10 protein-coding genes are annotated in these 13,725 nt (G+C 66.8%); 5 read left to right on the top strand and 5 right to left on the bottom strand.

All coding sequences use genetic code 11. The features are described 5' to 3' along the window. Positions 1 to 27 precede the first annotated feature (27 nt). Complete coding sequence (locus NGM06_RS17330) at positions 28 to 1,938, top strand: PQQ-dependent sugar dehydrogenase (RefSeq protein WP_254268161.1); 1,911 nt, start codon at positions 28 to 30, stop codon at positions 1,936 to 1,938. A gap of 39 nt (positions 1,939 to 1,977) precedes the next feature. On the opposite strand, the gene NGM06_RS17325 is transcribed toward NGM06_RS17330, so the two are convergent. Continuing rightward, complete coding sequence (locus NGM06_RS17325; RefSeq protein WP_254268160.1) at positions 1,978 to 3,669, bottom strand: aldehyde ferredoxin oxidoreductase family protein; 1,692 nt, start codon at positions 3,667 to 3,669, stop codon at positions 1,978 to 1,980. 55 nt (positions 3,670 to 3,724) lie between these two features. Then, positions 3,725 to 5,593: a cation:proton antiporter domain-containing protein gene (locus NGM06_RS17320; RefSeq protein WP_254268159.1), complete on the bottom strand. Its 1,869-nt coding sequence runs from the start codon at positions 5,591 to 5,593 to the stop codon at positions 3,725 to 3,727. 280 nt (positions 5,594 to 5,873) lie between these two features. Between NGM06_RS17320 and NGM06_RS17315 the strand changes: the two genes are divergently transcribed. Next, entirely contained in the window at positions 5,874 to 8,099 is a 2,226-nt protein-coding gene (locus tag NGM06_RS17315; protein ID WP_254268158.1) for an N-6 DNA methylase, read from the top strand. A 61-nt stretch (positions 8,100 to 8,160) separates the two neighbouring features. Here NGM06_RS17315 and NGM06_RS17310 read toward each other — a convergent pair whose 3' ends face one another. Both NGM06_RS17310 and NGM06_RS17305 read right to left on the bottom strand, forming a co-directional pair. Further along, positions 8,161 to 10,146, bottom strand: a complete 1,986-nt coding sequence (locus tag NGM06_RS17310) for an AMP-dependent synthetase/ligase (protein ID WP_254268157.1) — start codon at positions 10,144 to 10,146, stop codon at positions 8,161 to 8,163. A gap of 86 nt (positions 10,147 to 10,232) precedes the next feature. Next, on the bottom strand, positions 10,233 to 11,453 hold the full coding sequence (locus NGM06_RS17305; protein ID WP_254268156.1) for a Gfo/Idh/MocA family protein: 1,221 nt from the start codon (positions 11,451 to 11,453) through the stop codon (positions 10,233 to 10,235). 134 nt (positions 11,454 to 11,587) lie between these two features. Here NGM06_RS17305 and NGM06_RS17300 point away from each other — a divergent pair, with 134 nt between their 5' ends. Beyond that, entirely contained in the window at positions 11,588 to 11,842 is a 255-nt protein-coding gene (locus NGM06_RS17300; protein WP_254268155.1) for a hypothetical protein, read from the top strand. Positions 11,843 to 11,871: 29 nt separating this feature from the next. Here the strand turns inward: NGM06_RS17300 and NGM06_RS17295 are convergent, their stop codons facing one another. Beyond that, positions 11,872 to 12,786 (bottom strand): MBL fold metallo-hydrolase, encoded by a 915-nt coding sequence (locus tag NGM06_RS17295; protein WP_254268154.1) that lies wholly within the window; start codon positions 12,784 to 12,786, stop codon positions 11,872 to 11,874. 170 nt (positions 12,787 to 12,956) lie between these two features. Here NGM06_RS17295 and NGM06_RS17290 point away from each other — a divergent pair, with 170 nt between their 5' ends. Next, entirely contained in the window at positions 12,957 to 13,217 is a 261-nt protein-coding gene (locus tag NGM06_RS17290) for an AbrB/MazE/SpoVT family DNA-binding domain-containing protein (RefSeq protein ID WP_254268153.1), read from the top strand. Position 13,218: 1 nt separating this feature from the next. Continuing rightward, positions 13,219 to 13,626, top strand: coding sequence for a hypothetical protein (locus NGM06_RS17285; protein WP_254268152.1), 408 nt, complete (start codon positions 13,219 to 13,221; stop codon positions 13,624 to 13,626). Positions 13,627 to 13,725: the final 99 nt, after the last annotated feature.

Here is a 13,725-nt window from a genome sequence, read left to right as displayed (position 1 = left end):
TGGCGAGTCGCCGAGAGCCACGTTGCGATGAGTGACGAGAAAAGCGACACCACCGACGAACAGGCGGACGAGAACAAACAGACAGAAGCGAACGGAATGACTCCCTCGCGCCGCAACGTCCTCCAGGGCGTCGCCGCGGGAACTGCGGCCGGGTTCGTAGGATTAGCTGGCGCACAGCAGACGACGACCCAACAGGACGGAGAGCAACAGGGCTTCTTCCAAGAGGGGACACAGGTCGGCACCGAGATGGTGGCGAACGGCCAACTGACCGCACCGACGGACTACGCGGTCGCCGGAGGCCCGAACAACCGCGAGTTCGTCACCGACCAGACCGGACAGGTCTACGCCATCACGGAGGACGGTCTCAGCGACGAACCGTTCATGGACATCACAGACCGGATGGTCGAACTGGGCACGTTCTACGGCCTGTACGCCGACGCCCAGCAGAACTACGACGAGCGCGGCCTGCTCGGCATCGACTTCCACCCGAACTTCGCGGAGAACCGGAAGTTCTACCTCCACTACAGCGCGCCGCCGACCGACGAACTGCGAACTATTAACTGGGACCACATCGAGGTCGTCTCGGAGTTCCAGGCGACCGAGGACTTCGGGTCCGGCAATCCGGACTCCGAACGCCAGCTACTGCGGATTCCGTCGCCCCAGTACAACCACGATGCCGGACCGATGGCGTTCGGTCCCGACGGCTACCTCTACGTCCCGATGGGCGACGGCGGCGGTGCGAACGACAACATGTACGGCCACGTGCCCGACTGGTACGACCGCAACACCGGCGGCAACGGGCAGGACATCGTCCACAACCTGCTGGGCGACGTCCTCCGCATCGACGTGGACAGTCAGGGCGAGGACACTCCGTACGGTGTCCCCGAGGACAACCCGTTCGCGGGCGAGGCACCGGGCCGCGACGAGATATACGCCTACGGGTTCCGCAACCCGTTCGGCATCTCGTTCGACAGCGACGGCAACATGTTCGTGGCCGACGCGGGCCAGAACCTCTGGGAGGAGGCCGACGTGGTCGAGAAGGGCGGCAACTACGGCTGGAACGTCAAGGAGGGCACTCACTGCTTCAGCACGGAACAGCCCAGCGACCCGAGCGCCATCACGGACTGCCCGTCGAACGCGCCCGACCAACCGTTCGGCGGGGCGCCGCTTCAGGACCCCATCGTCGAGTTCCCGCACGAGTACCGCGGTGACTGGGTCGGTATCACGGTCATCGGCGGCCACCGTTACGAGCAGTCCACCATCTCCGGCTTGCAGGGCAAGTACGTCTACGGCATCTGGACCGAGGACCCGACGCGCGAGGAACCCGCGGGACGAGTCCTGACCGCCGAACCGCCCCAGAACTTCGGTCAGGGCGGCCAGACGCAGACGACGGCCAACCAGACCGAGGCGGGTAATCAGACGACCACGCAGGAGGGCGCGCTGCAAGACGAGACGACGACGGCCAACGAGACCACGACGGTGGAACCGGCCGAGACCGAGAACGTCGAGAAGGCCCCGGCCGAGGAGGGGACGCCGGGCGACGTGACGACGACGCCGGGCGGCGGCGAGGAGGACGTGCCGCCGCAGGGACCGCAGGTCGTCCCGCGCGACGAACTCTGGACGATGCGCGAACTCGTCTTCGACGGCGAGTTCAACTGGTTCGTCCGTCAGTTCGGCCGGGACGCAGACGGCGAGATTCTCGTTCTCGTCAGCAAGCGCGGTATCCCGGAGGGCGACACCGGCGCGGTGCTGCGACTCGTGCCGTCCGGACAGGGCGACCAGGCCGGCCAGCAGACCACGCAGGCAGGCGAGACGACGGAAGACGGGGGCGGGAACAGGACTATCGGGAAGGACCCCGCCGGAACCGAGACGCCCGGTGCCGAGGAGACGACCACGGTCGATACCGACGAGACCACGACCGCCGCGCAGGACAGGTAGCGACGCTCGGCGCGACGCGGCGAGCGCGGACGGTCAGAATCAGTCGTCCGCGCTCGCCGCGTCCGAACCGCCGGAAATCCGGCTCTCGGGGACGGTCCCGTCGTCGTTCCAGCCCCGGACTTCGTAGTACTCGTCGAGCGCCGACTCGAAGTTCGGCAGGTCGTAGGGCAGGGCGTCGTCGGCCCGGTCGAACCCGCGCCGGTTGTTGAAGTGGCGTTCGAGTTCCACGACGCGGGCACCGATTGCCTGCAGGTCGTCGTAGTCGGCGTCCAGCAGTTTCTCGAGGCGCTCCTCGGTCAGGAAGTCCCGCGAGAACTTGCAGACGACTCCGCTGTCGAGAATCGCGTTGTGGTTCTCCTTCTCGGCGACGAGCGGGGGCTTGCCGTCGAGTCCCTCGGGGTCCACGGCCTCGTCCTTCCCGACGAGCGGGTACTCCTTCGAGTAGAACTCGGCGTACATGTGGTCCGCGCCGCGGTTCGAGGTGGCGAACGCGAGTCCCTGCCCGTTGAGGTGGCGACCGTCGTGGGCCGCGAACTCCAACCCCTTCACGGTCCAGTCCTCGACGCCCAGTTCGTCGTGGGCGCGGGCGACGCCCTCCGCGAGCAGGTCGCCCACACCCTCGCGGTAGGCTATCTTCTCGACCAGTTCGTGGATCAGGTCGGAGTTCCCGAACTCGTCTTCGGCGGCGAGGTACGCCGACACCGCGTCGCCGCAGGAGATGGTGTCCATCCCGAGGTCGTCGCAGAGGTCGTTGGACTTCATCACCGACACCACGTCGTCCACGCCCGCGTTCGACCCGAACGACATCACCGTCTCGTACTCCGGACCCTCGGTTTCGAGACCCGTCTCCTCGTCTCTGGTCGGGAGTTTGCACGCGAACGCGCACTGCGAGCAGGTCCCCTTCTTGTACTTCTTGTCGCCGACGGCGTCGCCGCCGATGTCGGCCGCGCCCTCGAACTCCAGTTCCGAGAAGTAGCGAGTGGGGAGCGCGCCGACGTGGTTGGCGTACTCCGTGACGCTGGTGGTTCCGGCCGCCTTCATCGGGTTGTCGTCGTCGGTCGCGGCCTCGCGGTGAATGTCCATCGAAATCGCGTCGATATCGACGTCGGGCGCGGCGTCGCCGTCGAACGAGACGCACTTGACGCCCTTCGACCCGAGGACCGCGCCGAGACCGCCCCGGCCGAACGCCCGGTGTTCGGTGGTCACGATGGCCGCGAATCGGACCGCGTTCTCGCCCGCCGGACCGGCAACCGCGAGTTGGTCGTCGCCCAGACCGTGGCGCTCGGCCATGACGTCGCCGGTCTCCGAGACCGTCGCGCCGTCGAGTTCCGGCACTTCCTCGAACTCCACGCCGTCGTCCGTGACGTGAATCGCGAGCAACTCGTCGCTCCGGCCGGTAATCTCGACCACGGCGTTGCCCGCGCCGGTGAAGTTGCGCGAGAGGAACCCGCCCGCGTTCGAGGAGAGCAGGCCGCCGGTCAGCGGCGAGAGACCGGTGCAGTTCATCCGGCCGGTGAAACTCATCCGGGACATCTGGAGCGGACCGGTCGAGAAGAACAGGCTGTTCTCCGGGCCGAGCGGGTCGGCGTCGAACGGAATCCGGTCGTGGGCCAGTTTCGTGGCGACGCCCCGGCCGCCGACGAACGATTCGAGAACGTCGTCCACGTCCTCGGTCCGGGTCGTGCGGTCGCTCACGTCGATGGTGAGGAGCGGACCTTCGGCGTGTATCATAGCCACTAGTTGGGGAATGTGAATAATAAAACGGGGAGGTTCCGCGGATGCCGCGTTACGCGGGCGGGTGACAGCGGTCGATGGCCTCCCAGACCGCCTCCTTGCGGCCGAGGAAGGTGATGTGGTCGCCGTGCTGGAGGGTGAAGTCCTCCTCGGGGACCTCGCTCTCGCCGCCCCGGCCCACGAGCGCGATGAGGACGCCGTTCGGGAGTTCGTCGTCGAGTTCCGAGATGGTCTTACCCACGAGGTCGTCGGCGGTGACCTCTATCTCCTGAACGTCGCCCGACCGGCCGAGTTCGGTCATCCAGTTCGACAGCGCCGGGCGCTCGATGACGTTGTCGATGGCCCACGCGGTGGCCGACGAGGCGTCGATGGTCCGCACGCCGAGGTCCTCGAAGGCGTCCACGTTGTCGGGATTGTTGACCCGCGCGATGACGGTTTCGGCGTCGAACTTCGAGTTCGACAACTGGGCGACGAGCAGGTTCGCGTCGTCGTCGCCGGTCGCCGCCACGACGATCTTCGCGTTGTCTCCGCCCGCGCTCCGGAGGACTTCCGTGTCCGTCCCGTCGCCGTGATGGACGGTGAAGTCCTCGCCGCGGGCTAGCTCTACCATCTCCTGGTCTCTCTCGATGATGACCACGTTCTCGCCACGGTCTTCGAGGCGTTCGGCGAGCGAACGGCCCACCTTCCCGCCTCCGACGATTATTACACGCATAGGTATCACGTCCAAGTATTCCGCGATGTGTCGAGCGAATCCGCCCTCGAACACGACCGTCGCCAAGATGACGAGGAAGACGGTCCCGACGAGGACGTTCGCAGTCTGGTCGAGTCCCTGATTCTGGAGTTGGACCGCGAACAGGGTGGCGACCGACGCCGGAATGATGCCCCGGGGTCCGACGACGCTCATGAACACCCGCTCGTTGAGGGTGTATCGGTCGCCGGTCGTCGAGATGAGGACGCCGAGCGGTCGGACGAGCAGCGCCACGGCGAGGACGACCACGATTCCCTCCCACCCGAGCGCCAGCAGGTTCTCGAATTCGAGCAACGCCGCCAGCGCGATGAACACGAACGAGAGGACGAGCAGCGTGATGTCGCCCTTGAACGCCGCGATGTCCTCCTCGTAAGGGAGGTCGGCGTTGCCGAGGACGATGCCCGCTGTCGCGACCGCCGCGATTCCGGCTTCCGCGGCCAAGGTGTTCGCGCTCCCGAAGGCGACCAGTGCGCCCGCGAGAGTGATGAGCCGGGCGTTCTGCGGGGCGTTGGCCGGGGAGAGGTCCACGTGGCGCAGGAAGTAGATGACGATTCCCGCCACGACGAGACCCGCGAGGACGCCGATGCCGAGCCGCTGGGCGAAGTCGGCGACGACCTCGTTGACCGTCGGGTCTTCGAGGACGACCACCTCGAACGTGACGACCGCCAGAATCGCGGCGGTCACGTCGTTGACGACGCCCTCGGTTTCGAGCGCGATTTCGACGCGGTCGCGCGCGGGAACCACTTCGAGGATTGGCGTGATGACGGTCGGACCGGTGGCGACCAGCAGCGACCCGACGAGCATCGCCACGTCCCATCCGACGCCGAGCGCGAACCGGACGACCACTGCGGTCCCGACCAGCGCGATGATGGCACCGATGGTCACGAGTTTGAGGGTCGCCGACGGTGCCTCACGAAGCTTGTCGGTGGTGAGGTGGAACGCCCCCTCGAAGACGATGATGGCAACCGAGAGGCCCACGATGGCCGACAGCGCGCCGCCGAAGGCCTCCGGCGTGACTATTCGCAGTCCCTCCGGTCCGATGATGATGCCAGCGAAGATGAGAAACAGCACGCTGGGCACCTGAAATCGGTCGGCTAACACCTGTGCTCCGACGCCGAGACCGATTATCGCGGCCACGATAGGGACGAGATTTGCGCCACTTCCGGCTGCCACTTTTGTAGAACCTCCGTGTCCGAGTGAAATGGGGTAATGAGGTTTAAAACGGTCGGAAGAGGTCAGGAGCCGGTGATTGCGTGTGTTTATGTACGAGGAACCGACCGGACGCCTCGTAGATAGTTCTTCCGTCTGGCGATTCTCGTCGGAGATGGGTACGGCGACTCGGCGCGCCGAGCGGGGAGTCCGTCGGTCGAGGGACGCTGTCCGACCCGCAAACCGGCGAGACGAAACAGTAGTTAGTTAACGAGACCTCCTCCCGTAGTAACCACGGGAAACGATGAGTGACCGAGGAATCTTGGAGCGGTGGGGGCGCGAGAGCGCGTCCTACGACGCGTTCACGAGCGTCGCCCTCGACCTGCTGGAGACCGACGAGCGGGTTCGGGCGGCCCGAGCGGAGTGGGAGGAGTTCGTCACGACGAGCCACGGCGACGTGTTCGAGGACGTGGACGTAGCGAATCCGAGAGACGAACTGTTCGTAGACGCGCTCTACTACGACTTCGTCGTGGACCAGTTCGTCGAGTTCGCCGAGCGCGAGTTCGGGTTCACCCTCGTCAATCCGGAACCCAGCGCGAACAGCGACGCGCTGTCGGTCAGCTTTCGGGAGTTGCACCGCCGCGTCGCGGAAGCCGACGGCGTGACCGCCGCGCCGAGCGACGCGCTCACGAGAGAGGACCTCCGGAACGCCGACACCGACTTCCTGCGCACGCTCTACGAGGGCGTCGTCTCCCGCGAAATTCGGCTCGCGCTGGGCGAGTACTACACTCCGCGCGGCGTCGCCGAACTCGCGGTGGACGCTATCGACGCGGACGACTTCGAGACCGCGACGTTCCTCGACCCCGGATGCGGGTCGGGCGTGTTCCCCGCCGTCTGCATCGACCGGAAGATCGCGGCGATGCGCGGTGACCGCGCTCCGGCGGAAATCGTCGAGAGCGTCACCGACTCCGTCGTCGGCATCGACCTGAACCCCGTCGCCGTCAAGAGCACGAAGCTGAACTACCTGCTCTCGCTGCTGCCCGTCCTCGAAGACGCCGACGTGGACGCGGTCGAACTCCCGGTGTTCCTGACCGACGCGCTCGGACTGAGCCACGACGGCGACCTCTCGTTCGCGGGCGAGACCTTCGAACCGACCGCCGACTACCTCGTCGGCAACCCGCCGTGGATTCCGTGGGGCCGACTCTCCGAGGACGTGAAGGACCGCTGGCGCGCGACCGACGCCGACCTCGACCTGCTCCCCCACGACGGGGCCGACTCGCGGTTGGGCTACGCCAACGACGACGTGTCGATTCCCTACGTCTGGGTCTGCATCCATCGGTACCTGACCGAGGGAGGGGGCGCGAGCTTCGTCATGAAGCGCGACATCATGACGGGACCGGCGGGTAAACTCCTCCGGACGCTGACCGTGGGCGACCGACCGCTCGCGCTCGAACGCGTCCACGACTTCAATCGACTCCGACCATTCGGCGAGCAGGTCGGCGCGAACGCGGCGATATACGCGTTCCGGGCCGACGCCGACCACTCGTTTCCCATCGACGCCACCTCGTGGACGGCGGGCGACGGGCGGGCGGACTTCGCCACCGTCGAGGCGATTCGGGAGACGCTGACCGCCGCGCGGACCGGCGTCGTTCCGGTAGACGACGAGGACACCACTTCGGCGTGGATACGCGAGGACGCCGAACGCGGTGCGCTCGGCGAATGCGCCCACGACGTCCGTCACGGCGTCAAGGACGACGCCCAAGACGTGTTCTCCATCAGCCGCGAGGAACTGGCCGAGATGGAGTCGGCGTTCGTCTACCCCTACATCAAGTCGAAGCACGTCGTCAAGTACGGCCTGTTCGGTCACGAACTCCGACTGGTCCCGATGCGGAAGGCCAACGAGGACAACGAGGGGGAGTTGAAGAGCCAGTACCCGAAGACCTACGACTACCTGCAGAGTCACCGAGAGGCGCTGGAGGACCGGGCCTCCTCGTGGCTCCAGAAGGGACCGTTCTACAACGTCTTCGGACTGGGCGACTACACGTGGAGCGAGTACAAGGTTGTGTGGTGTAGGCTCGGGTTCAAGCCCCACTTCGCGGTCGTCTCGACCGTCGAGGACGACGACCTCGGCGAGAAACTGGTCGTCCCGGGCGACCACTACATGTTCGTCGCGGCCGGGAGCGAACGGGAGGCCCACTTCCTCTGTGCCCTGCTCAACTCGGCGATATACCAGCGGTCGCTGAAGAACGTCGCCTCGGAGGGCAAGGCCAGCCTCTCGAAGACCGTCGTCTCGAAGCTCGAACTGCCCAAGTACCGCGAGACCGAGGCGAGTCGGCGACTGGCCGACCTCTCGATGCGCGCCCACGAAATCGTCCCCGAGTACACCGACACGTCCAAGCGCGCCTACAACGAGCGGACGATACCGGAACTGGCGACCGTGCAGGCCGAAATCGACCGCACCGTCGAGGAGATGCTGACCGACGGGACGCTGTTCTCGGACTCCGGTCAGAGTACGCTCTCGACCTTCTGAGAAGGAGGAAACCGAGTCGTCCCGACACGCAAATCGACCGCAACCGCCACAGCGACCGCCCTCAGACTTCCTCGTACTCGCGCTCGTAAATCTCGTCTATCTCGTCGGCGAACCGCTTCAGGATGTTCCGGCGCTTCTTCTTCATCGTCGGGGTCAGCAGGCCGTTGTCCTCGGTGAACTCCTCGCCGACCACGCGGAACTGCTTTATCTGCTCGTAGGACTCGAACTGTCGGTTGACGCGCTCGACCTCCTCGTCCATCCACGCCCGCACGCGGTCGTCCCGGGTGAGTTCCCGGTCGTCGTCGGGCAGGTCGATGCCCTCGCTCTCGGCGCGCTTGCGGACGCCCTCGAAGTTCGGGACCACGAGCGCGGAGACGAACTTGTGGCCGTCGCCGATGACGACCGCCTGTTCGACCATGTCGCTGGCCGCGAAGGCGTCCTCGATGGGTCCCGGCGCGACGTTCTTACCGGTCGAGAGGACCAGCAGTTCCTTGGCGCGCTCGCGGAACTCGATGTAATCGTCGTCGCGGAGTTCCACGATGTCGCCCGTGCGGAACCACCGTTCGCCGGAGTCGTCCTCCGTGAACGCCTGTTCCGTCGCGTCCGGCAACTCCCAGTAGCCCTCGGTGACGTTCGGTCCCTTCACGAGGAGTTCGCCGACCTCGCCGTCGGTACCGCCGAAGGTCTCCTCGGACACCACAGAGTTATCGACTCGCACCTCGGCGTCCACCACCGGCGGGCCGATGGTGCCGACTTTCGGCGCTTCGGGCGGGTTGACCGCGACGACGGGCGAGGTCTCGGTCAGGCCGTAGCCTTCGAGAATCGGCAGGCCCATCCCGTGATAGAGCGCGCAGAGGTCGGCCGAGAGGCTCCCGCCGCCGCTGATGAGGAAATCGACGTTGCCGCCGAGCGCGTTCCGGACCTTCCGGAAGACGAGGACGTCGGCGACGGCACGCTTGGCCCGGAGGACCGGTCCCGGGTTCTCGGTCTCGAAGTACTCCCGGCCCACCTCGGAGGCCCACTCGAACAGGCGCTCGCCGACCGCCGAGGACTCGGCCTTCGCGCGGACGGCGTCGTACATGCGCTCGTACACCCGCGGGACGCTGGTTCCGGTCGTGGGTTCGACCGCCTGAAAGTCCTCCTGTATGGTCTCGGGACTCTCGGCGTAGGCCACGGTCGCACCGGCGGCGAACATCAGGAAGTGGCCTGCGAGTCGTTCGAGGACGTGGGCCAGCGGGAGGAACGAGACGGTCCGGGCGTTCTCGTCGATGACGGGAACGTCGGTCTTGTCCGGCCGGGGACCGAACCGCTTGTAGCACTGGTTGACGTTCGACCGGAAGTTGCGGTGGGTCAGTTTCACGCCCTTCGGCTTGCCCGTGGTTCCGGAGGTGTAGATGAGCGTGGCGAGGTCCTCGGGGTCGCGAGCGTCCACCCACGACTCGTAGCTCTCGCGGTCGAAGGCCTCGCTCCCGCGCTCGTACAGGTCGCCGAGCGTCAGCACCTCGAAGTCGGCGTCGGCGGCCGCGGTCTCGCCCTCCGCCCCGAGTTCGTCCATCACGACCGCGAACTCGAGGTCGAGCGCGTCCTGTACCTGTACGACTCGCTCCAGCAGTTCGGCGCTCTCGACGACCACGCCGTCTGCGTCGGGGTCGCCGAGCAGGTACTCCACCTGTCGGGGCGAGGACCCGCGGTAGACGGTCGTCACGACCGCACCCGCGGCCAGCAGGCCGAAGTCGGCCTGCGCCCACTCCATGCGCGTGTCGGCGAAGATGCCGACGCGGTCGTCGGTCTCGACGCCCAACTCGCGGAATCCGGCCGCCAGGGACCTGACGACCTCGCGCATCTCGGCGTACGACAGCGACCGGAACTCGCCGTCGGCCGCCGCGGGGACCGCCGACTCCGCGAGCGACCGGTCGTACACGCCGCCCTTGTACTGCTGCGCCGGACGGTTCTCGTGCCGGGCCGCGCTCTCCTCGAACAGTCGCGCCATCGTGGACTGGCCGACCACTTCGTCGTCGTACTCCCGTTCGGCGTCACGCCACTCCATACCATCCAGTCAGAAGCGCGCGACATTAAGGTACTCCCGAACTTCCGGAGCGTTCAATCGCGTTTATCCGGAACCGCGAGACCGAACTACTCCGTCTCCTCGACGACTTCCTCGCGGGCGACTTCCCGGCCCAGTTCCGCCGACCGGTAGATGCCGTCGGTGACGACCATCGACTCCAGCGCGAGGTCGTCGGTCGGGAGGGGGTCGGCCCGACCGCGGAGCGACTCGACCCAGTGGTAGAGCGGGTCCGCCCAGATGCCCGACTCGTAGGCCGCTCGGCCGCGCTCGCCCGCGAGGAACTGCCGGCGGAACAGGTACTCTTCGAGGTCGGCACTGGCGCGCATCTCCACGTCCGCGACCGTCGAGAAGTACTCGAAGGGGTCGAGGCGAACGCCGCCCTCGGTGCCGACCACGGCGCTCGACTCGTCCTCCATGTATCGCGACCAACTGGCCCGGACCGAGAGGACCGACCCGTCCTCGAAGGTGACGAACGCCGCGCTCACGTCTTCCACGTCGTAGCCGCTCTCCTCGATTCGTCTGGCGTACTCGGACGACTCCCCGCTTCCGCCCTCGGCGTCGAATCGCTCGGGCACGGTCTGGAACGTCTCGCCGCGCACGCGCTCGACGGCGGGCGGTTCCCCGTCGGACGACCCCATCAGGTAGAGGAGTTGGCCGACGGTGTAGCTCCCGAGGTCGAGGACGACGCCGCCGCCCGCCGTCTCTTCCCGGACGAAGGGAGGGGAGCCGTATCCGTCGACGTAGGGCGTCCCGCGGCGGCGCGCGCCCAGCGGGACCTCCTCCGGGTCGCCGTCGCCGCCGAACGCGAACCCCGGCGACCGGGCCGCGATGCCGTGGTAGATTCGGCCGAGTTCGCCAGCGTCCGCGAGCGTCTTCGCGGCCTGCGTCTCGGCGGTGTAGAGCAACTGGTTCTGGACCGCGAGGCGCTGGCCGGTCCGGTCGGCCGCCTCGCTCATCCGCCGGGCGTCGGCGTGGCTTCCGGCCATCGGCTTCTCGCAGAAGACGTGCGCGCCCGCTTCGAGCGCGTCCACCGCGATGTCGGCGTGGAGCGTGGCGTGGACGCAGACGTTCGCGGCGTCGAGGTCGGCCGCGCCGAGCATCGACTCGTGGTCGGGGTAGCTCTCTGCACCGCACTGCTCGGCGAGCGCCTGCGCCTTCGGTTCGTCCACGTCGGCGACGGCGACGACTTCCGCGCCCGGAATCGAGTCGTAGCGCGCCGCGTGGTTCCGGCCGCGGTTGCCCGCGCCGACGATGCCGATTCGGACCGGTTCGGTGAGTTGCGCTCCCATCAGAATCAGACAGTCGGACGATAGGGGGACGTAAACCGCTGATGGCTGTCCCGGCCGAGACGCCGCGTTCGGCCACGCGCTGGCCGTTTCCGACCGGCAGAACGGTCTTCTATCGCCGTCGGCTAGGAGGAGACGTGGACGCTCCAATCGACCTCGAAACCGAACCCGAGGAGCACAAGTACCTGGTCGCCGCGAAGTGCGAGAACACCCACGGTGACGTGACGAAGGAGTACGGGTTCGTCGACGCCGACTCGCCGGAGGACGCCTCGGCTATCGCCGCGCGAATCTGGAGGAACTACGACAAAACGCCGGTGGACGATATCTACGTCGCGGACTTCACCGACTCGTTCGACCTGTCGAAAATCGACGCGGGAGACGGGGAGGAGTAGACCGGCCTCGTCGGTAGCGTCGTACTCGATTACTCTCCGCGATTATCCAGATACCCCACCACGCCGCGAGTGTTGAGTCGCGCCTCCTCGCTGGCCTTGCGCTCGCCCCACACGTCGGTCATCTCGGCGCGTTCGGCGAAGTAGTCCTCGACCGCTTCGGGGTCGCCCAGTTTCTCGTACTTCGCCTCGACCGTCTCGACCCACTCGCGGAGGACCGCGGCGTACTCGTCCACGACGCTGTCCTCGTACTTTCGCGGGCCGAAGTGCGGGTAGAGCAGCGCCTCGGGGTCGAGGTCCCGGACGGTTTCGAGGTCAGCGAGGCACTGTTCGAGGTCGAAGTTCGAGGGCGGCGAAGTCTCGCGAATCTCCTCGACCGAGGGGACCCAGATGCCCGCCGCGTCGGCGGTGAACACCGAGTCGTCGTCCCGGTCGTGGAAGACGACCTGATGGGGCGCGTGGCCCGGCGCGTGGTAGACGTCGAGGTGGTGGTCGCCGAGGTTGATGGTGTCGCCGCCGTTGAGTTCGACGATGCGGTCCTTGGGCACGGGTTTCGGTTCGACGTAGAACTCCCACTGGTCGCCGACCGCCGCCTTCGTGCCCTTCACGAGGCGTTCGGGGTCCGCGAGGTGGGGCGCACCGATTTCGTGGACCATCACCTCGGCGTTCGGGCACGCGTCTGCGAGGAACCCCGCGCCGCCCGCGTGGTCGAGGTGGACGTGCGTCGGCGCGATGACCGCCACGTCCTCGCGGGCGATGTCCAACTCGTCCAGCGCGTCCAGAATCAGTTCGTGGTGGGTGCCGATTCCCGTGTCCACGATGGCGGGCCGGGCGGCGTCGTAGACGTAGACCGCGCCGTACTCGTCGGTGTCGTACATCCCGGTGTCGAGGTAGTAGAGGTCCGAACAGTCGCCGACGGTGACTTCCCGGAGGTCGCCCTGCGTCATGGTCGTTGGGTGGTCGCGGCGCGGTAAAAGGTGTTCGGCGTCGGAAATTTAGTCGGGAAGTGTCTCGTTGCCGATTCGGCCACGCGTCCGTAGCGGTTCGTGTTCGGTCGTGCCGAGGTCACTTACCGACCACCCGCAGAACTAAGGTATTACGGGCAGTATTACCACACATGAGCAAGTCCACTCGCGTCACCGAGAAGGGACAGGCGACGATTCCGAAGGAGTTGCGCGAGAAGTACGACCTCGAACCCGGCGACGAGGTCGTCTGGATGGACACCGAGGAGGGAATCGTCGTGAAAAAGCGGACGCGCACCGCCGGTCGTGGGCTGTTGCTCCCCGACGACGCTTCGACCGAGGAGCGAGAGGCGGTCGCCGAAGAACTCGGCCAGCGCGTCCGCGAGCGCCGCGACCGCAACTACGAGGAGACCTGAGATGCCGACCTACACGGCCGACGCGGTGGCGCTGTTGGTCTACCTCGTCGATGCGCTTCCACAGCAGGCCGACCGGGTATTCGCGGAAGCGGAGGCCGGGGAGACGGTCATCCAAGCGCCCGGCACGGCGCTGTCTGAGGTTCTCTACTCGGTATCGCGGGATAAGGACGTACGGGGCGTCACACTCACCGCCACTCCAGAGGAGGTCCGACAAGCACTCGTCGGAAACGGACCGGTCGCCGTCGCCCCCGTCGGTGAGGCGGAACTCGCCGAGTACGCGCAGGTAATCGGGGAATTCAGCATCCACGACGCGCTCGTCGTCGCCAGCCATCGCACTCACGCGACGGACGCTATCGTCACCTCGGACGGCGTCATCGGCGATGCCGATATCGAAACCGTCTGGGAGTGAAGCGACGAGGCGGGTCGCCGCCGTTCAGGTCTCTCGGTAAAGGGTTCGCGTCCCCTGCCAACCGCTGCCCCACGAACGATACGGTTTTTTGCCGGGAGC

Origin of the sequence: Halorussus aquaticus (assembly GCF_024218795.1) — an archaeon.
Lineage (GTDB): Archaea > Halobacteriota > Halobacteria > Halobacteriales > Haladaptataceae > Halorussus > Halorussus aquaticus.
The sequence above is the reverse complement of the archived record's forward strand: the minus strand, read 5'-3'. Positions and strand labels throughout refer to the sequence as shown.